18 protein-coding genes and 2 pseudogenes are annotated in these 19,883 nt (G+C 69.2%); 12 read left to right on the forward strand and 8 right to left on the reverse strand.

The window, feature by feature from the left end:
- Positions 1–119: 119 nt before the first annotated feature.
- Entirely contained in the window at positions 120–638 is a 519-nt protein-coding gene (locus OK345_RS17295) for a DUF2884 family protein (protein ID WP_265129252.1), read from the forward strand.
- Between the two features lie 91 nt (positions 639–729).
- On the opposite strand, the gene OK345_RS17300 is transcribed toward OK345_RS17295, so the two are convergent.
- Positions 730–2,232 carry a vWA domain-containing protein gene (locus OK345_RS17300; RefSeq protein ID WP_265129253.1) on the reverse strand — a complete coding sequence of 501 codons (1,503 nt, stop codon included), beginning with the start codon at positions 2,230–2,232 and terminating at the stop codon, positions 730–732.
- A 275-nt stretch (positions 2,233–2,507) separates the two neighbouring features.
- Here OK345_RS17300 and OK345_RS17305 point away from each other — a divergent pair, with 275 nt between their 5' ends.
- From OK345_RS17305 to OK345_RS17315, 3 genes are all read left to right on the forward strand, one after another.
- Positions 2,508–3,134 (forward strand): hypothetical protein, encoded by a 627-nt coding sequence (locus tag OK345_RS17305; RefSeq protein WP_265129254.1) that lies wholly within the window; start codon positions 2,508–2,510, stop codon positions 3,132–3,134.
- A 248-nt stretch (positions 3,135–3,382) separates the two neighbouring features.
- Entirely contained in the window at positions 3,383–3,844 is a 462-nt protein-coding gene (locus OK345_RS17310) for a hypothetical protein (protein WP_265129255.1), read from the forward strand.
- A 206-nt stretch (positions 3,845–4,050) separates the two neighbouring features.
- A complete protein-coding gene (locus OK345_RS17315; RefSeq protein WP_265129256.1) occupies positions 4,051–4,638 on the forward strand; it encodes an XVIPCD domain-containing protein in 588 nt (195 codons plus the stop codon).
- An 18-nt stretch (positions 4,639–4,656) separates the two neighbouring features.
- On the opposite strand, the gene zapE is transcribed toward OK345_RS17315, so the two are convergent.
- Positions 4,657–5,751, reverse strand: coding sequence for a cell division protein ZapE (gene zapE / locus OK345_RS17320; RefSeq protein ID WP_265129257.1), 1,095 nt, complete (start codon positions 5,749–5,751; stop codon positions 4,657–4,659).
- The gene (locus OK345_RS17325; RefSeq protein WP_265129258.1) at positions 5,748–6,422 is read right to left on the reverse strand and encodes an alpha/beta hydrolase; all 675 of its coding nucleotides are present in this window, start codon (positions 6,420–6,422) and stop codon (positions 5,748–5,750) included. Before OK345_RS17325 ends, zapE begins: the two co-directional genes overlap by 4 nt.
- A 66-nt stretch (positions 6,423–6,488) precedes the next feature.
- On the opposite strand from OK345_RS17325, the gene OK345_RS17330 reads away from it, so the two are divergent.
- Positions 6,489–7,346, forward strand: coding sequence for an EamA family transporter (locus OK345_RS17330; RefSeq protein ID WP_265129259.1), 858 nt, complete (start codon positions 6,489–6,491; stop codon positions 7,344–7,346).
- A gap of 12 nt (positions 7,347–7,358) precedes the next feature.
- Here the strand turns inward: OK345_RS17330 and OK345_RS17335 are convergent, their stop codons facing one another.
- The gene (locus tag OK345_RS17335; protein WP_265129260.1) at positions 7,359–8,681 is read right to left on the reverse strand and encodes a GTP-binding protein; all 1,323 of its coding nucleotides are present in this window, start codon (positions 8,679–8,681) and stop codon (positions 7,359–7,361) included.
- A 64-nt stretch (positions 8,682–8,745) separates the two neighbouring features.
- Between OK345_RS17335 and OK345_RS17340 the strand changes: the two genes are divergently transcribed.
- Positions 8,746–9,126, forward strand: a complete 381-nt coding sequence (locus OK345_RS17340; RefSeq protein ID WP_265129261.1) for a MerC domain-containing protein — start codon at positions 8,746–8,748, stop codon at positions 9,124–9,126.
- Positions 9,127–9,266: 140 nt separating this feature from the next.
- On the opposite strand, the gene OK345_RS17345 is transcribed toward OK345_RS17340, so the two are convergent.
- The 3 genes from OK345_RS17345 to OK345_RS17355 form a co-directional block, all read right to left on the reverse strand.
- The gene (locus OK345_RS17345) at positions 9,267–10,991 is read right to left on the reverse strand and encodes an ExeM/NucH family extracellular endonuclease (protein ID WP_265129262.1); all 1,725 of its coding nucleotides are present in this window, start codon (positions 10,989–10,991) and stop codon (positions 9,267–9,269) included.
- A 74-nt stretch (positions 10,992–11,065) separates the two neighbouring features.
- Positions 11,066–11,584, reverse strand: a complete 519-nt coding sequence (locus OK345_RS17350) for a c-type cytochrome (RefSeq protein WP_265129263.1) — start codon at positions 11,582–11,584, stop codon at positions 11,066–11,068.
- 173 nt (positions 11,585–11,757) lie between these two features.
- Positions 11,758–12,372, reverse strand: a complete 615-nt coding sequence (locus tag OK345_RS17355) for a TetR/AcrR family transcriptional regulator (protein WP_265129264.1) — start codon at positions 12,370–12,372, stop codon at positions 11,758–11,760.
- Positions 12,373–12,515: 143 nt separating this feature from the next.
- Between OK345_RS17355 and OK345_RS17360 the strand changes: the two genes are divergently transcribed.
- From OK345_RS17360 to OK345_RS17375, 5 genes and pseudogenes are all read left to right on the forward strand, one after another.
- On the forward strand, positions 12,516–13,679 hold the full coding sequence (locus tag OK345_RS17360) for an isovaleryl-CoA dehydrogenase (protein WP_265129265.1): 1,164 nt from the start codon (positions 12,516–12,518) through the stop codon (positions 13,677–13,679).
- A gap of 58 nt (positions 13,680–13,737) precedes the next feature.
- Positions 13,738–15,348 (forward strand): carboxyl transferase domain-containing protein, encoded by a 1,611-nt coding sequence (locus OK345_RS17365; protein WP_265129266.1) that lies wholly within the window; start codon positions 13,738–13,740, stop codon positions 15,346–15,348.
- Between the two features lie 28 nt (positions 15,349–15,376).
- A pseudogene (locus OK345_RS17370) lies at positions 15,377–17,044 on the forward strand (acetyl-CoA carboxylase biotin carboxylase subunit); the annotation flags it as partial.
- Between the two features lie 48 nt (positions 17,045–17,092).
- A pseudogene (locus OK345_RS17780) lies at positions 17,093–17,368 on the forward strand (acyl-CoA carboxylase biotin carboxyl carrier protein subunit); the annotation flags it as partial.
- A gap of 173 nt (positions 17,369–17,541) precedes the next feature.
- Positions 17,542–18,279, forward strand: a complete 738-nt coding sequence (locus tag OK345_RS17375) for a DUF6065 family protein (protein ID WP_265129268.1) — start codon at positions 17,542–17,544, stop codon at positions 18,277–18,279.
- Between the two features lie 15 nt (positions 18,280–18,294).
- Here the strand turns inward: OK345_RS17375 and OK345_RS17380 are convergent, their stop codons facing one another.
- The gene (locus tag OK345_RS17380; protein WP_265129269.1) at positions 18,295–19,461 is read right to left on the reverse strand and encodes a putative peptide maturation dehydrogenase; all 1,167 of its coding nucleotides are present in this window, start codon (positions 19,459–19,461) and stop codon (positions 18,295–18,297) included.
- A 94-nt stretch (positions 19,462–19,555) separates the two neighbouring features.
- Here OK345_RS17380 and OK345_RS17385 point away from each other — a divergent pair, with 94 nt between their 5' ends.
- Positions 19,556–19,882: an NHLP-related RiPP peptide gene (locus OK345_RS17385; protein WP_265129270.1), complete on the forward strand. Its 327-nt coding sequence runs from the start codon at positions 19,556–19,558 to the stop codon at positions 19,880–19,882.
- Position 19,883 lies beyond the last annotated feature (1 nt).

Here is a 19,883-nt window from a genome sequence, read left to right on the forward strand (position 1 = left end):
AGCGACCCAAGAAGGTGCTCGGCGGACTGACCCCGAGCGACTACGCCAGCCAGCTGGCATCCGCTACGATTGATCCCGGACTCTAAACCGCCGTGCTACTGAAGGCGGGGGGACGTCGGGTGACCGGCATCGCCAACGAGTCGGTCGGCATCACCTTCGATGCACTCGATGCCGTCTACGCGGGCCTCACCGGCCGCGCCAATTCGCGCAAGGTCAGGAACCTGCGCAAGGAGGCCGAGCGATTCGTCGCCACCACCATCGGCCGCGGCCGCTGGGAGCAGGCTCTGTTCGACGAGGGCTTCGAGCAGCGTGTCGAGAAGGCGGCCGATTCGCTGGCCGGCTCGATGGCGCGCAGCGTGCTGTGGACGGTGTTCACCGGTGGCGCCGGGCGCCTGGAAAAGCGCGCCGACAAGCTCGACGCCGAACTCGAGCAGCGCCTGGAGCGGCGCGCGCAGGCACTGGAACAGCACGCGCTGTCGCTGTGCTCGCAGGCGGTGGTGCTGGAGCGGCTGCAATCGGCCCTGGAATTCCGCTACGACGGCCAGCCGCTGCGGATGATGTGGACCGACAACCAATCCCCCGGCCCCACGGCGAAGGAAGCGGCGCCGGACAACTTCGTCGCGCTGCCAGCGCACTGATCGCTGCCACCGCGCTTTTGCCTTGCACGGCGGCACCGGGCCGGCACCGGCCACTGCCGCACCGTTGCCGCCCGTCCTGCCGCATCCCGGCTCAGCCCTTCGGCAGCTTCGCCAGTTCCTCGCGCACCAGCCTCACCACCAGCGCATCCAGGGTATCGACCGAATAGTTCGCCACGTCGTGGACGGTCTCGCCGCCGGCACCGCTGGCAGGGTTGGAAGCGTCCTTGTAGGTGAGGAAGATGAAGCGCCCGCCGGTGTACTGGGCGATCTGCCGCTGCACGGTCTCGCCGGTGCGGTCCTGTCCCGAGGCCGCCACGCTGAACACCTTGATGCCCTTGCCCAGCGCGGCCAGCATCGTGTCCTCGTAGCGCGGGCCGTCGTAGTCCAGGTGCGGCGGCGCATCGGCCAGGGCGACCAGCAGCCGGGTGGTGGCGGTGCCGCGCCAGCCCAGCGCCTGCACCGCATGGTCGAAGGCCTCGTTCATCGCCTCGGGATTGTCGCCGCCGCCGTTGGCGCGCACCTGGTCGAGCACGCCCTGGAACGCGCCCACGTCGCCGGTCAGGTCCCAGCTGCGCACGAAGTACTCGTCGCCGCGGTCGCGGTAGCTGACCAGCCCCAGGCAGATGTCCGGGTTGGACGGCAGCTGCCCGATCTGCCGCACGATGCCCTGCAGCGAGCCGCGCAGCTTGTCGATCTCGTCGCCCATGGAGCCGGTCGCATCGACCATGAACACCAGGTCCAGCCGCGCCCGCGGCCCCGGCGCGGCCGCCGGCAGCACCACCTCCAGCGCGTTCTTCTGGCCCCGGCGCAGGCTCGCCTGCACCTGGCGGCCATCGCGGCGCACATCGACCCGGTAGCGGGCCGAGTCCTGGTCGTCGAACGCGTTGGGGTACAGCCACACCTGCCCGGCGGCATCGGTGCGCGCCCACAGGCGGGCGCCGTTGGCCGCGCTCAGCACCACCTCGGCATCGGGCACGCCGCGGCCCTGCGCATCGCGCACCTGCAGCCGCTGGCGCAGCGAGATGTCGCGCCCCAGCCCGCGCGTTTGCGGATGACGTTGCAGGAACTGCAGGAAGCCGCCGAAGTCGGCGTTGTCGTCCACCACGCCGGCCGTCACCGGCCCGGGTACCGGCGGCTGCGGAGACGGCGCCCGCAGGTCCTCGTATACGGGCGCCGCGGCAACGGCGCCGGCCGTGACCTCGATCTCCGCCGGGGCGGTCCTTTCGACCGCCGCGCTGGGCGACGGTGGCGGTGGCGGAGCGGAAGGTGCCGGCGGCGCCCGCATCGCCCGTTCCCGCACATGGCGCACCGCCCCCGGTGCATCCCGTGCCACCTGCTGCGGGCGCGGCTGCGGGTCCGGCACCTCGCGGAACACCGGCGCATCGGAACAGACGGTGGCCGACGGCGCCTGGAAGTTGGGCGCGGTCTGGCGCTGCCGCGCCGGCCACTGCGTTTGCCCCGGCGCCGTCAACGCCTGCGTCGGAGCCGGCCGGACCGGCTCCCCGGCCAGGGCCGGCACGCCCAGCAGCATCAGCGCACAGGCCAGCGGGCGCAGCGCGCGCCGGCGTTCTACACCACGTTCAACCAGCGTCATCGAAATCGCCTCCATGTTCGTCGGAATACGGTGGCCGCCACGCAAACGCGGCGGGTCGACAGGCATGAACGCGCCATGGCGGCCGACGGGGTTGAACCTCGTGGCGGCGGCCTGCTGGCCGGACCGGGAATCTCGCCGCTCTTCGTCCCGGCGTGCGCCCTCGTTCTCCCACGGAAACCATTCTGTGACCCCGGTCTTCCCGCAGGCCACGAGGGTTTGTGACCGGCCCCGGCGTTCGTTAGCGTTGCCGCACACGCATTCGCAAGGACGTGCAGATGAAGCGAATCCTGGCCGGCGCAACCCTCGCCCTGCTCGCCTGCGCCCACGGCCCCTCCACGACACCACCGACCGAACCCATAGCCACGAAGGAAAAGGCCATGAACACCAGCACGGACCCGCGGACAGCCGAATGGGAAGCTACCTCCATCCATTCCGGCTTCACTGCAGAGAGAGGTTTGCAAGGTGTATTGACGCTGCTACGCGAAAATGCCTCGTTCGCCGACTTCACGCCTGAAAAAGTGGATGCGGCCATGAAGGAGAAAGGGAGCTCCTATGAACAGGGCAAATGGGGGTTCGGCGCGCGGATTTCCGCCGATTGGGCGGGCGGCTACGACCTTGATCTCACCCCATTGGATCCCCGTCTCACATTGCGATTCACTCCCCGGACCGACCTGCCACCCGGACGGGCCATCGACGCTACCCATATCTGCCAACTGGATTTCGACAGCTTCAAGGCCGAAATGGAAAGCATGGGATTTGAAGAGCGCCCAGAATGGGATAACCCCAATCACCTGGTTGGCTACCACTTCAAGAAAGAAGGCTTCCACATGAAGGTCCATCTCCGCGCCGAATCCATGGCACGGCTCGACCATAACTGCATCACGACCGTCAGCGTGCGTTGATCCCAAGGAGGGGCATATGACTACGCTTTCAGCCGATGCAGAACGCCTACTCAGTGAGTTTTCCACCAAGCCAGGCGTAAAGGCCGATCACGTACGCGTTATACGTGAAAGCTTCACCACGTCCCGGAGCTGGCCGAACAACTCAATCGGGCAGCCAGCATGCCCCCAGACTCTCCCCCCGTATTCACGGGGTTTGCTATCCAGGCAGGCGCCGTTATTGCCGGGGCACTTATAACCCGAGTACTGGAGTGGTTGCGCTGCCGGCTGGTGCTTTTGAGGATGCGCTTCTAAGCAGGGACGGCGCTGGCAATCTTGCGATGCTGCTAGGCCATGAGCTGCAGCACGCCCTGAACACGCCACAGATGCGCACTCACATTCTGTCATTCGCCGATCAGGCCATCAGTATCGGCAAGCGACGAGATGCCGAATCCCGGGACTATTCGGCTCCAATGGAGGCAATGCTGGAGAAGAACCTGTGGGATGAGTCACGTGCCCAAGTGCAAGCCTGGAATGTACTGGTCAGCCGCCTCGAAGCAGAGGGAATTCCGCCCACGCTTGAGAAGATTCACTCACTCGGAGGGTGGCGAACCAACGATTTCGTTGACGTTGACAGCAAAGCGTCCCCCGCAACTTACTCATTGAAGCCAGGGCCGTCGCTGAATCCCGACATGGCCCTCGGCGCCACCGAAGCGAACATCGACGCCAGCTGATAGAGACCATCGTCAAGGTCGAGAACCACTACCGCCCGCGCTCGGCCGGCGATCCGCCCCACCAGATCACCCGGGGCTTCGACCGCTTCAAGCTGAAGCCCGAGCACCTGGAATGCAACGAGCTGGACCCCGGCGGCCCCGGCAACATCCTGGAGGTGCGCAACAAGGATGATGTTCCGCCGATGGTCTACACCTTGAAACACACCGTGGGCGATCCGCACCTGCATCACACACCTGGCACGCCGCCTCCCCCCAACATGGGCAGACTGGCTATGCTGGAGGCAATCCGCGACTGGGAGTGGAGCAAGATGGCAAGTCACGACGAAAACCCCTCGCCCGGGCTCGCCGACGACGAGGCGCTGCGGGCATCGCCCGCCGCCGCACCGGTGCCGGCGGCTCCCTCCGATCCGCGCTACGCGCAGGTACGCGCCGCCGTCGAGCGGCTGGATGCCGACCTCGGCCGCCCATGGGACGACAACAGCCGCAACATGACCGCCAGCCTGTACGCGCTCGCCGTGGAAAAGAACCTGGAACGCGTGGATCACGTGCTGATCGGCAAGCAGGGGACGGAGGCGCAGGCGGGAGAGAACGCATTCGTGGTGCATGGCGATCCGAAGGACCCGGCCCACCATCGTGCGCACATGAAGACCCTGGAGGCGGTCAACACGCCCGAAGCGGCTTCCCTCTCCCGCGCACAGGAACTGCAGCAGGACGTGGCCACCCGCGAGCAGGTGCAATCGCATGCGCGCGAGCAGGAGCAAGCACAGCAGCAGCGGCCGCCGATTTCGCCGTGATGCCCTGCGGCATCGTGCTCAGGCGCGGTGCGCGGTGCCCAGGTACTCGGTGCTCTGCATCTCGATCAGGCGGCTGGCGGTGCGCTCGAAGGCGCCGGCCAGGCGGGTGCCGCTGTACAGCAATGGCGGCGGGTCCTGTGCGGTGCACACCAGGTTGACCTGGCGGTCGTACAGCTCGTCGATCAGGTTGACGAAGCGGCGCGCGGCGTCCTCGTTCATGCGGTCGAAATGCGGGATGCCGCCAACCAGTACGGTGTTGAATTCGCGCGCGATCTCGATGTAGTCCGCCGGCCCGCGCGGGCCTTCGCACAGCGCGGCGAAGTCGAACCAGGCGATGGACTTGCCGCGGCCGCGCACCGGGATCCTGCGGCCCTCGATCTGGATGTTGCCGCCACGCGCGGCCTCGCCGCCGCTGAGCTCGTTCCAGCGCTGCGCCAGCCAGCCGTCGGAGTCGGCCTCCAGCGGGGCGCGGTACACCGGCGAGCGGGTCAGCGCGCGCATGCGGTAGTCCTCGGTGCCCTCGGCGTACAGCTCCACGCAGTATTTCTGCAACAGCGCGATCGCCGGCAGGAAGCTGTCGCGCTGCAGGCCGTCGCGGTACAGGTTCTCCACCGCGGTGTTGGAGGTCGTCACCAGGGTCACGCCTTCGGCGAACAGCCTCTCCAGCAGCCGCGCCAGCAGCATCGCATCGCCGATGTCGGTGACGAAGAACTCGTCCAGCACCAGCACCCGCAGGTTGTTGCGCCATTCCTGGGCGATCTTCGCCAGCGGATCGCTCTGGCCCTGGTGCTCGCGCAGGCGCTCGTGGATGCCGCGCATGAAGCGGTGGAAGTGGGTGCGGTACTTCTGCTCGATCGGCAGGCCGTCGTAGAACAGGTCCACCAGGAAGGTCTTGCCACGGCCCACGCCGCCCCAGAAGTACAGCCCGCGCACCGGGTCCGGCTTCTTCCAGAACGCCGACAGGCGGTCCAGCCAGCCGTCCTGGGCGCTGTCGACGATGGCCTCGTGGATGCGGTCCAGCTCGGCCAGTGCGGCGTGCTGGGCCGGATCGTCCTGCCAGTCGCCGCGCTGCACGCCGGCGGCGTAGCGTTGCGAAGGGATCGGCTCGCTCATGCGCCGGCGCTGCCGCCGGCCGGCAGCCATCCCTTGACGCCATGGGCGACCGCACCGCGCAGGTCGATCAGCTTGCGATGGAAGAAATGGCTGGTATCGGGCATGCGCACCAGCTGCGGTTTCTGCGCCAGGGTGTCGACCCAGTCGTAGACCGCCTGCGGATCGACGATCTCGTCGGTATCGCCCTGGATCAGCAGCCATTGCGCCGGCGGCTGCATGCCGTCGAAATCCCAGCGCCCGGCCGGCGGCGCCACCGAGATCAGCACCTGCGGCTGCAGCTCGCCGGCCATGCGCAGCGAGACGAATGCGCCGAAGCTGAAGCCCGCCAGCCACAGCGCGTCGTGCGGCCGCTGCGTGCGTACCCAGGCGGCCACTGCGCGCAGGTCGTCCTGCTCGCCGTTGCCATGGTCGAAACTGCCGGCCGAATTGCCGACGCTGCGGAAGTTGAAGCGCACCGTGGTCACGCCCAGGTCGCGCAGCGCGCGCGCGACCATGGTCACCACCTTGTTGTGCATGGTGCCGCCTTCGGTGGACAGCGGATGGCAGACGATGGCGGTGACCGGCAGCGCCGGCGCCTCGCCCTCGGGCAGGTCGACGGCGACTTCCAGCGCGCCGGCGGGCCCGTCCAGCAGCAGCGTGCCGGAGGCGGTGGGGAATGCGGGGGTGTTCATGGCCCCATAATACCGGCCCCATCCGCCGGCTTCACCGCCGCATCCTTTCCCCGGCCCGCGAACCCGATGCATTTCCTGATCCTGAGCGTGATCTGCAGCGTGCTGGTGTCGGTGCTGCTGAAGCTGGCCCCGCGTCGCGGCATCGACATCGCCCAGGCGGTGACCTGGAACTACCTGGCCGCCAGCATGCTGTCGCTGTGGTTGCTGAAGCCGTCGCTGGCCTCGCTGCAGACGCCGGATACGCCGTGGCCGGCGCTGCTGGTACTGGCGGTGGCCTTGCCCGGGATCTTCCTGGTGCTGGCACGCTCGGTGCGCGAGGCCGGCATCGTGCGCACCGACGTGGCGCAGCGGCTGTCGCTGCTGTTGTCGCTGCTGGCCGCCTTCGCGCTGTTCGGCGAGCAGGCCAGCGGCCCGAAGCTGGCCGGGCTGGCGCTGGGGCTGCTGGCCATCGCCGGCGTCACCGCGCGGCCGCAGCGCGGCCAGGCCGGCACAGGCGCGGCGACCTGGCCGTGGCTGCTGGCGGTCTGGTGCGGCTTCGCGCTGATCGACGTCATGCTCAAGCAGGTGGCGCTGGCCGGAACGCCCTCCACCGCTGCGCTGCTGGTCAGTTTCGCGCTGGCCTTCGTGCTGATGCTGGGCTGGCAACTATGGCGGCACGCACGCGGCAGCGCGCCGCTGCGCGGCCGCAACCTCGGCTTCGGCCTGCTGCTGGGCACGATCAACTTCGGCAACATCCTGTTCTACGTGCGCGCCCACCAGGCGCTGCCGGAGAGTCCGGCGGTGGTGTTCGCCGGCATGAACATCGGCGTGGTGGTGCTGGGTACGTTGGTCGGCATCCTCGCTTTCGGCGAGGCTACCAGCCGCTGGAACCGCGCCGGGCTGGTGCTGGCGGTCGTGGCGATCGGCCTGATCGCCCGCGGCTGAGCGCGCCGCGCCTCAGCGTTGCCACTGCGGGAACGGATCGGGCAGGCCGTGCCACTGCATCGGCCCCAGGCGCAATTCGTGATCGTCCAGCAGGCAGGCGTCGAGCTCGGCACGCGCAGCGCGTTCGTCCAGGTCCACGCCGATCACCGCCAGTTCCTGGCGGCGGTCCCCCCACTGCGGGTGCCACAGACGCCGCATCGCCGCGTATTCGGCGGCATCGGCGACCTCCTGCGGCGGCGGCAACGGCGCCGTCCAGCACGCGATCTGCTGCCGTTCCCAGCCGGCCTCGGTGTACGGCAACGGAGCGATGCCGATCTGCGGCAGCGTTCCTTCCAGCCGCAGTTGGACGCGGTGGCGGGCGGCGTGCCAGAACCCGGCCGCCGCGGTGCGGGTGGCGCTGCCCACGCTGGACAGCTCGCCGACCCAGTCCATGCGGCTGGCCAGCCAGAAGAATCCCTTGGACCGGATCACGCCGGGCAGGCCGTGTTCGAGCAGGCGCGCGAAACGCTGCGGATGGAAAGGACGGCGCGCGCGATAGACGAAGCTGGTGATGCCGTACTCCTCGGTCTCCGGAGTGTGTTCGCCGCGCAGCTCCTTCATCCAGCCCGGGGCCAGCTGCGCCCGGGCGAAATCGAACAGGCCGGTGCCCAGCAGCTGCGGCAACGGCACGTCGCCCTGGCGCGATTCGACGATGCGCGCGTCGCGGTTGAGCGCGCGCAGCATGGACCGTACCCGCTGCATCCGCCAGCCATCGACGAGATCGCCCTTGCTGACCACGATCACGTCGGCGAATTCGACCTGGTCGCCGAGCAGGTCGGCCACGGTGCGGTCGTCCTCCGGCCCGGCCTGCTGGCCGATCCCGGCCAGCGACGCCGGCGAACCGAACAGCTCCAGGAACTGGCTGGCGTCGACCACGGTGACCATCGTGTCCAGCCGCGCCACGTCCGACAGGCTGAAGCCGTCGGCGTCGCGCACCGCGAACGTCGCCGCCACCGGCATCGGTTCGGCGATGCCGGTCGATTCGATCAGCAGGTAGTCGTAGCGCCGTTCCAGCGCCAGCCGCCTGACCTCCTGCAGCAGGTCGTCGCGCAGGGTGCAGCAGATGCAGCCGTTGCTGAACTCCACCAGCGTCTCCTCGGTCCGGCTGAGCGCCGCGCCGCCTTCGCGCAGCAGCTGCGCGTCGATGTTGACCTCGCTCATGTCGTTGACGATCACCGCCACCCGCAGTCCCTCGCGGTTGTGCAGGAGCCGGTTGAGCAGGGTGGTCTTGCCCGCGCCCAGGAAGCCGGACAGGACGGTGACGGGGAGGCGGGAGTCGGAGGCAGGCAGGGTCATGGCGATGGCTATGGGTTGTGGCGGCAAAATGTTACTTTATAACAAATCAAGACCAAGGCCCGACATGAAATCTCCCTCCCCCTCCCTGCTCGATGCCTCCGCCGTGACCCTGTCCTCGCTGTGCCTGCTGCACTGCCTGGCGTTGCCGCTGCTGGCGTCGTTGTTGCCGCTGTTCGGTGCCTGGAGCGAGGCCGAATGGGTGCACGTCCTGTTCGTCGCCCTGGCCGCGCCGCTGACCGGGTTCGCGTTGTGGCGGGCACAGCGGCGGCGGCCGCTGCCGCGCGGCCTGTGGTTGCTGGCATCGGCGGGGTTGGCCGGGCTTGCGGCCGGCGCGGCGGGGTGGCCGCAGGCGTCGGCGGAAACGCCGCTCACCGTGGCCGGCAGCCTGATGCTGGCCGGCGCGCACCTGTGGAACACGGCACGGCGCCATCGCGTTCACGACTGACGCGGCGCGTCCCTGTATCCGCCATCATTCGGCCGCGCGTGCGCGGCACCGCCGGCGTGAACCGGCCACCTGCCGGTGCGACGGCAGCGCATGCCGGCCGGCCATCCGCGATCCGGCCATGCCGGCGCGGAGGCCGCTGCTCAGAAATCGAAACCGAGCAGCAGCGGATCGTGGTCGGAGCTGCGCCACGGCCCGGCCTCGTTGCGGCCGCGGTAGCCCACGTCGAAGGCCTCGTCGGCGTTGATGTGCCATTCGGCCGCGCCGCGCAGCCGCTGCGCCATGGCCGGGTTCAGCAGGGCATGGTCGAGCCGCCCGCTCAGGCCGTTGTAGACGTAGCTGTAGGGGCGCTCGACACCGGCGACGGCGAACGCGTCCTGCCAGCCGTCGGCGTGCAGGCGGAGGATCGGCGATTCCCTGGCATAGGCGTTGAAGTCGCCCAGCAGTACCGCATGTTCGGCGCCGCTGCCGGTCGGGTCCTGCTGCAGCCACTGGTGCAGCAGACGCGCCGATTCGGTGCGGGTGGCGTTCCAGCAGCCCTGGCCATCGCCCTGGTCGGCATCGGCGCCGCTCGCCTCGGAGCAGCCCTTGGACTTGAAGTGGTTGGCGACCACCACGAACGGCGTACCGCGCCCGGCACGGAACGCCTGCGCCAGCGGTACCCGGCTGCGCTCGCCGAACGGCTCGCGCTCCAGCACCGCCGGCTTGCCCAGCGGCGCGAGCTTCGAAGCGCGGTAGATGATGCCGACCCGGATCGGGTTGTCGCCCGGGCCGGTGCCGGCATCGACGAAGCGCCAGTCGCCGGCCCTGCCCTGCCCGGCGTTGAGCGCGGCCACCAGCTGGGCGATCGACGAATCGGCGCCGTAGCCGTCGTTCTCCAGTTCCATCAGCGCGGCCACGTCCGGGTTCAGGCCGCGGATCGTCGCCACCAGCTTGGCCTGCTGCGCCTGCATCTCCTCCACGGTGCGGGCGCCGCGCAGGGTCGGGAAGCCGCCGCCGTGGCCGTCGCCATTGAAGAAGTTCTCCAGGTTGAACGCGGCGACCTGCAGCGAGCCGGCCACTTTCGGCGGTGCCGGGCGCTCGGGCGCGGGCAGCTGCAGTGGCTGTGTCAGCTGCAGCCGGTAGTCGCCGTCATGGCGCTGGTCGACGATGCCCTGCACGCCGTGCAGCTGCATGCCGCTGCGGATCACCGCGCCCTCGGCCAGGTAGCCCACCGCCTGCGGGTCGCGCTGGCTGCTGCCGTCGTCCAGTCGCAGCCGCCGGCGCCGGTTGTCGGCCAACACCTCGGCATGCGCCGCGGTACCGGCCGCCGCCACTTCGCTCGGCTGCCACAGGCGCCCGTCGAAGGCGACGCTGAGCTCGCCGTAGCGTGCCAGCTGGTCCAGCCCGGCCACGGTCAACGGCGCCTCGATGCGCACCTGCATGCCCTCCAGCGCTTCCCAGCTGTCGGGCACGCCGGCCAGCGACTGCACGGGCGGTGCCGGCCGCGGCGGCAGCGGTTCGAAGGTCGCGTCCTGCAATGCGGTCAGGCTTTGCCCGTCCTGGCCGGCCGGCTGTTCGACCACCTGCCCGCTGATGCGCAGCCACTGCCCTACCTGCAATGCCTGGTCGGCCGCGACCGGCACGAACAGCGCATCGGAAGTGGCCGGATCGCCGTCGCCGGCGTCCTGCACGAACACCCCGCCCAGGCCCTGGCGCAGGTCGGCGGTGACCATGCCCTCGACCGTCACCCGGCGTCCTTCGTGCGGGCTGCGCGCGGCACTGCCCTGCACCTGGCCGATGGCCAGCACTTCGGCATGCGCATGCAACGCGGGAACGGCCGCCGCGATCGCCGCGGCCAGGGCAAGGACAGACGGAAGGCGGGGCATCGCGTGACAACTCCAGCAGGGCGGAAACGACGGCGCCGCCCGCAGGCGGCGCCGGAACATCGGGGTAGCGCAGCTTACTTGAGGTTGGCCAGCATCCAGTCGACGGTGGCGTGGATCTGTTCCTCGGTCAGCGCCGGGTTGCCGCCCTTGGGCGGCATGATGCCGCCATCGGGACCGGTGAAGCCCTCGATCGCGTGCTTGTAGAGCGTCTGCGTGCCTTGGGCGATGCGCTGGTCCCAGTGCGCGTGATCCAGCGTCGGCGCGTTGCCCACGCCATTGGTATGGCAGGCGCCGCACAGGTTGTCGTAGATCACCTTGCCGTCGGTGGTGCCGCCGTAGGCCACCTGTGCGGCGGCACGCGCCAGGGCCGCGGCCTGCGCGGCGGCCTGTGCCGCGGCGCCGGTGCTGCCGGCGTAGACCGCGCCGGCCGGAGCGATGCGCTGTTCGGTGCGCTTGGCCGCGGTGGGCGAGACTTCGGGGGGAATCGAGCGATGCAGGAACGCCGCGAAAAAGATCAATCCCAAGGTGATCACCGCCAACAGCACGATCACCATGGAGAACCGCTTCAGGAACTCGAGGTCGTAATTCCGCACGTCTCATCACCCCTGGCAGGAAGTCGCTGGAGGACAACTATCGGCCGAGTATAGACCAGCGCCCGCAGCCGCCTGCAATGGGGCGGCGGCGCGACATGGCGTGCGGCAACGCACCATCCCTGCAATGGCAACCATCGTCCGCCGGCACGCCGGCGCGCTGTCGTCGACCCGCGTTATCGCGTCGCGGCGCCCACTGCGCGCAGGCAGAAGCCGCAGATCGCCTCCACCAGGTGCTCGCCGTCGCGCGTGCCATCGCGGCTGGGAGCGGTCGGCCCGACCAGGGCTTCGGTATAGGCGCCGACGATGCAGGCCGCGGCCACGTCCAGGTCCTGCGGCGGCAGTTCGCCGGCCGCCACGCCCTCGGCCACGATCTGCCGGAACACGTCGCCGAACAGGCGCCGGCAACGGATGCGCTCGGCTTCCACCTCCGGGTCCACCGGTTCGGCGATGAAGGCATAGGCCAGCCCGGGGCCGGCCATTGCGCGGCGCACGAACGAAGCCACCGCCAGCCGCAGCCGCTCCGGTGCCGGCAGCGGCTGCGCGGCGATGGCGGCCAGGATCTCCACCTCGTGCGTGACCGCGGCGGTGAGTACCTCGACGAACAGTTCCGCCTTGGACGGGAAGTGCCGGTAGATCAACCCGGTGGAGACCCCCGCGGCGGCGGCCACCGCGGTCACCGGCGCATTGCGGTAGCCGCCGGCGGCGACCAGCCGGCGCGCCGCCAGCAGGATGCGTTCGCGGGCGCCGGCAAGGCGTTCTTCCATCAGTGCGGAGCGTTTGTAGGCCATTTCCTGATTCTATGTTCAATTTTTGAATTTGTATTCACTTCTTCCGGAAACCCCGCTACGCTGGCGCCGCCGCCCGTGCCGACGCCTGCCGCGTCGCCCCCCAACGGAGCGTCCCACCTGTCCTGCCGTTGCGGAGCCGCCCCATGCACGTGCCATCCCTCAATTTCGATCTTGGCGAAGAGATCGACCTGCTGCGCGAAAGCGTGGCCGCCTTCGCCGCCCACGAGATCGCCCCGCTGGCGGCCCGGGCCGACGAAGAAAACCGCTTCCCCGATGCACTGTGGCGCAAGCTGGGCGAACAGGGCCTGCTGGGCCTGACCGTCGAGGAAGAATACGGCGGCAGCGGCATGGGCTACCTGGCCCACGTGGTGGCGATGGAGGAGATCTCGCGCGCCTCCGGCGGCATCGGCCTGTCCTACGGCGCGCACTCCAACCTGTGCGTGAACCAGCTACGCAAGAACGGCAGCGAGGAACAGAAGCGCCGCTTCCTGCCCGGCCTGTGCAGCGGAGAACATGTCGGCGCGCTGGCGATGAGCGAGCCGGGCGCCGGCTCGGACGTGGTGTCGATGAAGCTGCGCGCCGACAAGCGCGGCGACCACTACGTGCTCAACGGCAACAAGATGTGGATCACCAACGGTCCCGACGCCGACGTGCTGGTGGTCTACGCCAAGACCGACCCGGAGGCCGGCGCCAGGGGCATCACCGCCTTCCTGATCGAGAAGGGCATGAAGGGCTTCTCCACCGCGCAGAAGCTGGACAAGCTGGGCATGCGCGGCTCCAACACCTGCGAGCTGGTGTTCGAGGACTGCGAGGTGCCGGCCGGCAACGTGCTGGGCGAGGTCGGTGGCGGCGTCAAGGTGCTGATGTCCGGCCTGGACTACGAGCGCGTGGTGCTGTCCGGCGGCCCGCTCGGGCTGATGTCGGCAGCGATGGACGTGGTGCTGCCGTACGTGCACGAGCGCAAGCAGTTCGGCGAGCCGATCGGCACCTTCCAGCTGATCCAGGCCAAGCTGGCCGACATGTACGTGGGCCTCAACGCTTGCCGCGCCTATGTCTACGCGGTGGCCCGCGCCTGCGACCAGGGCCGCACCACCCGCCAGGACGCCGCCGGCGCCATCCTGTATTCGGCCGAGAAGGCCACCTGGCTGACCGGCCAGGCGATCCAGATCCTCGGCGGCAACGGCTACATCAACGAATACCCGACCGGCCGCCTGTGGCGCGACGCCAAGCTGTACGAGATCGGCGCCGGCACCTCGGAGATCCGTCGCATGCTGATCGGGCGCGAGTTGTTCCAGCGCACCGCGTGACCCGGCAGGAGCGCAGCAAGCTGCGCTCCTGCCGTCTGGCAATTCAGGAGCCACTGCCATGACCGTACTGAAAACCCAGTTGCAACCCGGCAGCGAGAGTTTCGAAGCCAACCGCGCGGCGATGCAGGCGGTGGTCGATGACCTGCGCACCACACTGGAAGCCACCGCGCGCGGCGGCAGCGACGCCGCGCGCGCCAGGCACACCGCGCGCGGCAAGCTGCTGGTGCGCGAGCGCATCGACGCCCTGCTCGACCCCGGCAGCCCGTTCCTGGAAATCGCGCCGCTGGCCGCGCACGGCATGTACGACGACCCGATCCCCAGCGCCGGCATGGTCGCCGGCATCGGCCGGGTGAGCGGGGTGGAATGCGTGATCGTGGCCAACGACGCCACGGTCAAGGGCGGCACCTACTACCCGGTCACGGTGAAGAAGCACCTGCGCGCGCAGGAGATCGCGCAGCAGAACCGGCTGCCGTGCATCTACCTGGTCGATTCCGGCGGTGCGTTCCTGCCGCTGCAGGACGAGGTGTTCCCCGACCGCGACCACTTCGGCCGCATCTTCTACAACCAGGCCAACCTGTCGGCGCAAGGCATTCCGCAGATCGCCTGCGTGATGGGCTCGTGCACCGCCGGCGGCGCCTACGTGCCGGCGATGAGCGACGAGACCGTGATCGTCAGGGAACAGGGCACGATCTTCCTCGGCGGCCCGCCGCTGGTGAAAGCGGCCACCGGCGAGGTGGTCAGCGCCGAGGAACTGGGCGGCGCCGACGTGCACACGCGCATCTCCGGCGTTGCCGACCACATGGCCGACAACGACCTGCAGGCGCTGGCGCGGGTGCGTTCGATCGTCGCCGGGCTGAACTGGCGCAAGCCCGAGCCGGCGATGGCGCTGCAGGCGCCGGCCGAGCCGCTGTATCCGGCCGAAGAACTGTACGGCGTGATCCCCGCCGACACCCGCAAGCCCTACGACGTGCGCGAGGTGATCGCGCGGCTGGTCGACGGCTCGCGCTTGGACGAGTTCAAGCCGCGCTACGGCAACACCCTGGTCACCGGCTTCGCCCACCTGCACGGTTATCCGGTGGGCATCATCGCCAACAACGGCATCCTGTTCTCCGAGTCCGCGCTCAAGGGCGCGCACTTCATCGAACTGTGCTGCCAGCGCAACATCCCGCTGCTGTTCCTGCAGAACATCACCGGCTTCATGGTCGGCCGCAGGTACGAGCACGGCGGCATCGCCAAGGACGGCGCCAAGCTGGTGATGGCGGTGGCCAACGCGCGCGTGCCGAAGTTCACCGTGGTCATCGGCGGCTCGTTCGGCGCCGGCAACTACGGCATGTGCGGCCGCGCCTACTCGCCCAACTTCCTGTGGATGTGGCCGAACGCGCGCATCGGCGTGATGGGCGGCGAGCAGGCGGCCAGCGTGCTGGCCACGGTCAGGCGCGACGGCATCGAGGGCAAGGGCGGGCAGTGGCCGGCCGAGGAGGAGGAAGCGTTCAAGGCGCCGATCCGCGAGCAGTTCGAACGCCAGGGCCACCCCTACTACGCCAGCGCGCGGCTGTGGGACGACGGCGTGATCGACCCGGCCGACACCCGCCGCGTGCTGGGACTGGCGCTGTCGGCCAGCCTCAACGCACCGGCGCAGGACACGCGCTTCGGCGTGTTCCGCATGTAATCCGCCCGCCTTGATCGAGTCCGCTGCCATGTTCACCAAGATCCTGATCGCCAACCGCGGCGAAATCGCCTGCCGCATCGTCGCCACCTGCCGGCGCCTGGGCATCGCCACCGTGGCCGTCTACTCGGACGCCGACCGCGACGCGCGCCACGTGCGGCTGGCCGATGAGGCCATCCACATCGGCCCGGCGCCCGCGGCGGAAAGCTACCTGCGCGGCGACGCCATCCTGGAAGCCGCACGGCGCACCGGCGCGCAGGCCATCCATCCCGGCTACGGCTTCCTGTCGGAGAACGCCGGCTTCGCCCGGGCCTGCAGCGAGGCCGGCATCGTCTTCATCGGCCCGCCGGTCGACGCGATCCGGGCGATGGGCGACAAGAGCTCGGCCAAGGCATTGATGCAGGCCGCCGGCGTGCCGCTGACGCCCGGCTACCACGGCGACGAGCAGGATGCGGACTTCCTGCGCGCGCAGGCCGATGCCATCGGCTATCCGGTGCTGATCAAGGCCAGCGCCGGCGGCGGCGGCAAGGGCATGCGCAAGGTCGAACGCAGCGAAGACTTCGTCGACGCGCTGGCCGGCTGCCAGCGCGAGGCGCAGTCGGCATTCGGCAACGCCCACGTGCTGGTGGAGAAGTACGTCGAGCGCCCGCGCCATATCGAGATCCAGGTGTTCGGCGACGGCCACGGCAACGTGGTGCACCTGTTCGAGCGCGACTGCTCGGTGCAGCGCCGCCACCAGAAGGTGCTGGAAGAGGCGCCGGCGCCGGGCATGCCGCCGGAACGGCGCGCGGCGATGGGCCAGGCCGCGGTCGATGCCGCGCGTGCGGTCGGCTACGTCGGCGCCGGCACGGTGGAGTTCATCGCCGGGCCGGATGGCGACTTCTACTTCATGGAAATGAACACCCGCCTGCAGGTGGAGCACCCGGTCACCGAACTGGTCACCGGCACCGACCTGGTCGAGTGGCAGCTGCGCGTGGCCGCCGGCCAGCCGTTGCCGAAGACGCAGCAGGAACTGGCGATCCGCGGCCACGCGATCGAGGCACGGCTGTATGCCGAGGATGCCGACCGCGGCTTCCTGCCCTCGACCGGCACCCTGCACCACCTGCGGCTGCCGGCCGCCGGCGCGCACGTGCGGGTGGATGCCGGGGTGGAACAGGGCGACGCGATCACCCCGTTCTACGACCCGATGATCGCCAAGCTGATCGTCTGGGACGTGGATCGCGATGCCGCCCTGCGCCGCATGCAGCAGGCGCTGGCCGCCTGCCAGGTGGTCGGCGTCACCACCAACGCCGCGTTCCTGCGGCGGCTGGTGGCGACGGATTCGTTCGCCTCGGCGCGACTGGACACCGCGCTGATCGAGCGCGAGAAGGCCGCACTGGACATCGCCAACCAGGCCGACGGCATCGCCGCATGGGCGGTGGCCGCGGTCGTCGCCAGCCGGCTCATGGGCAACGTGGCCGGCGATGCCCGCGATCCGCATTCGCCCTGGAACATCGGCGATGGCTGGCGCCTGGGTACGGCCGCCAGCCGGCGCCTGACCCTGGAACGGCGCGACGAGCGACGCGACTTCGCCGTGCGGCAGGTCGCCGACGGTTGGCAGGTATGCCAGGGTGACGACATCCTTGCGGTCCGCGGCACGCTGGCCGACGACATATTCGCCCTGCAGGTGGAGGGCTGCCTGCGGCGCGGCAACGCGGTGTTCCTTGCCCCCCACCTGCACCTGTTCGCCGGCGCGGACCACGACCGTTTCCAGCTGCACGACGCGGTGGCCGAAGCCGACCAGCCCGGCCACGAGGACGGCAGCCTGGTGGCGCCGATGCCCGGCCGCGTGGTCGCCACCCTGGTGGAACCAGGCAGCACGGTCGCGCGCGGTACGCCGCTGCTGGTGCTGGAAGCGATGAAGATGGAGCACACCCTGCAGGCGCCCGCCGACGGCGTGGTGGCCGGCTACCGGGTGCGTGCCGGCGACCAGGTCGGCGATGGCGCGGTGCTGGTGGATTTCGAAGTCGACCCGGCGTCCTGAGCAGACCCGCCCCTGCTTCATCGCAAGCAGGGGTACATGGAAGGTGCGGTACGTGCGTCGATGCGCGAGCGCCGGGCACCGTGCCGGCGGATTCCTCCGCCGCCCCCGGATCGCAGGCATGCCCTGGCGCCGCGGCTGCGGCACACTCTGCGTTCCTCCCGCCGAGCCGCCGCATGAAGCTGACCGCCCACGTCCTCGATGGCCACACCCTCGACGTTCGCCCGGCACCGCGCGAACGCGCGTGGATGGACGCCACCGACCAGCGCTACGCCTACCGCTGCCTGCCGCTGGACATCGCCAATGCGCACGGCTGGGAACTGCTGTGCCAGTCCGGTTTCGAGGCGCACTGGAACGGCGGCAACGCCCTGGACGACCTGCGCATCGTCGCCGATGCCGGCCACGTCGCACCGGCGGTGAGCCACTTCGGCTACGGCATCCTCACCTTCCACGTGCCGTGCCTGTTCCGCAGCGAACCCGGCCACGAGCTCTACGTCACCGCCCCGGTCAACCAGCCCAAGGACGGCATCGCGGGCCTGACCGCGGTGGTGGAGACGGACTGGAGTCCCTACACCTTCACCATGAACTGGAAGTTCACCCGCCCCGGCAAGGTGCGCTTCGACCCCGGCGAGCCGTTCTGCCACTTCTTCCCGGTCGCCCGCCGCGTGCTGGCCGACACCCAACCGCACTGGCAACCGCTGTCGCAGACCCCGGAACTGGAGCGCCACCACGCCGAATGGACCCACAGGCGCGGCGACTTCCTGCAACGGCTGGGGCAATCCGACCCCGACGCCAGCCGCGAGGGCTGGCAACGCAGCTATTTCAAGGGACCGGCGCCGGGGCAATGCCCTGCAGGCGTCGACCACCGCACCCGGCTGCGGCTGCCGATGTTCGGGCGCGGCGACCACGAATAGACAACTACGGTCTGCTCATGAAGCAGACGGTTGCATGTCCCAGATCTCTCCTCCCGGGTCAAACTCGGCGACCTCCAACATATCGCGCCTCCAGCCAAAACCCGCAACAGCCAGCGGCCCATCACCGAGCGCCGTGAGCGCAAGCGATCGTTCGATGTCCCGTTCGTTGATCGCTGCCGTTACGAACGCCCCCAGACCCAGATCGGTGGCGGCAAGATAAAGGGTCTGCGAGAGATGCCCCACATCCAGTACGACCGCGCGGTACGCTTTGCTGTGGTTCCGGTACTTCCAGAACGTACGCCGGAATCGCGGCGCCATCACCACCAGCACCGGCGCATCTGCGAACCAATGTTGGCCCGATAGCCATCGCATGGCCAGGCTATCCAACGCCTCGCCAAGCGAGGGCAATGGCACCAGCGCATGCCCTCTGGGCTGGTAGTGATAAAGACCCTCGGCGATTCCTTCCACCCGCCGGACCATCAGGTATGCCTCGGTAGGATGCAGCCCACCCGCCGACGGTGAACCCTTCTTGGCGAACTCCGTATCCCCTCTCGCCTCAAGCACCCCGGCCACACCAAATACCCGCTTGAGCATCTGCGACAGCAATTCCAGCTCCAGCCCGCGCCCGGTGTCGAAATTGCGGCAGGTGGCCCGGCATGCGAGCAACGCATCGAACGGGGTACGCGCTGGAACCGGAAGTGGCAACACCCGGCAGTCGCCAGACGGCCCCGAGGGAGGGGGAGCCCCCAACCGGTCGCGCAGCCCTTCCAGGGTGACAAGGCCAGCCGACTCCAGTGCCTCCACGCTGTCCACGCTCTGCCACCGCCCCTGCCGGTGCAGCAATGCGGCCAACGGCCACCAGTTGTCCTTCCGCACTTCCGCGTCCGCGCATGCAAAAGCGCAATCCTGCGCACGGCTGTCAATCACCAGGCCCAGCCGCACCAGATCGGCCAAGGCCTCGACCGAGGCCGGCTCCACCGGCTGCCACTGCAATGACGAAAGCCGCCCCAGCAGGAGCATCTGTTGCTCGGAAACCGGCACCGGGGTTTCGAGATGCGGCGCCAATGCATACCAAGATACCGTCCGTACCATACCGTTCGTTCCGGCCAGCAGCTGGCTCAGATCCAGCTGGACCTGTTCGCGCGGCTCGAAGTACACAGACGCGCAGCGCCTGACTTCCATGGCTCCCCCTTGGCTTGTCCTGGCCGTCGATGATATGCGAGCAAGTATCCGCCGCCACCGGTAATATCGGTCTACTTTTCACGGGGGAAGCGCAATGACGGAAGAAGGCAACCGGCCATCCCACAGGCCTTTGGACGTGGCCCAGGCGAAGAAACTGCTCGACCTGCTGATCGACGATGAGGCATTCCGCGAACAGTTCACCCATGACTGGCGCGGGGCGTTGGCCAGCATCGGATATGCCGACAGCGATATGGAAACCATCCAATGCGCCAAGGTCACCACGTTGGCGCCAAGGGAGGAGTTGATCAAGGCCCGGGAGGCGCTGCGCGAACAACTCACCTCCAGCGCCATGATGGCGATGACCGTCGTGTTCTGCTTCGAAGCAGGCCAGACCGCCGGGCAACTGAAGAAGCCGAGCTAGG

This window comes from Xanthomonas chitinilytica, assembly GCF_026107455.2.
GTDB classification, from domain to species: domain Bacteria; phylum Pseudomonadota; class Gammaproteobacteria; order Xanthomonadales; family Xanthomonadaceae; genus Stenotrophomonas; species Stenotrophomonas chitinilytica.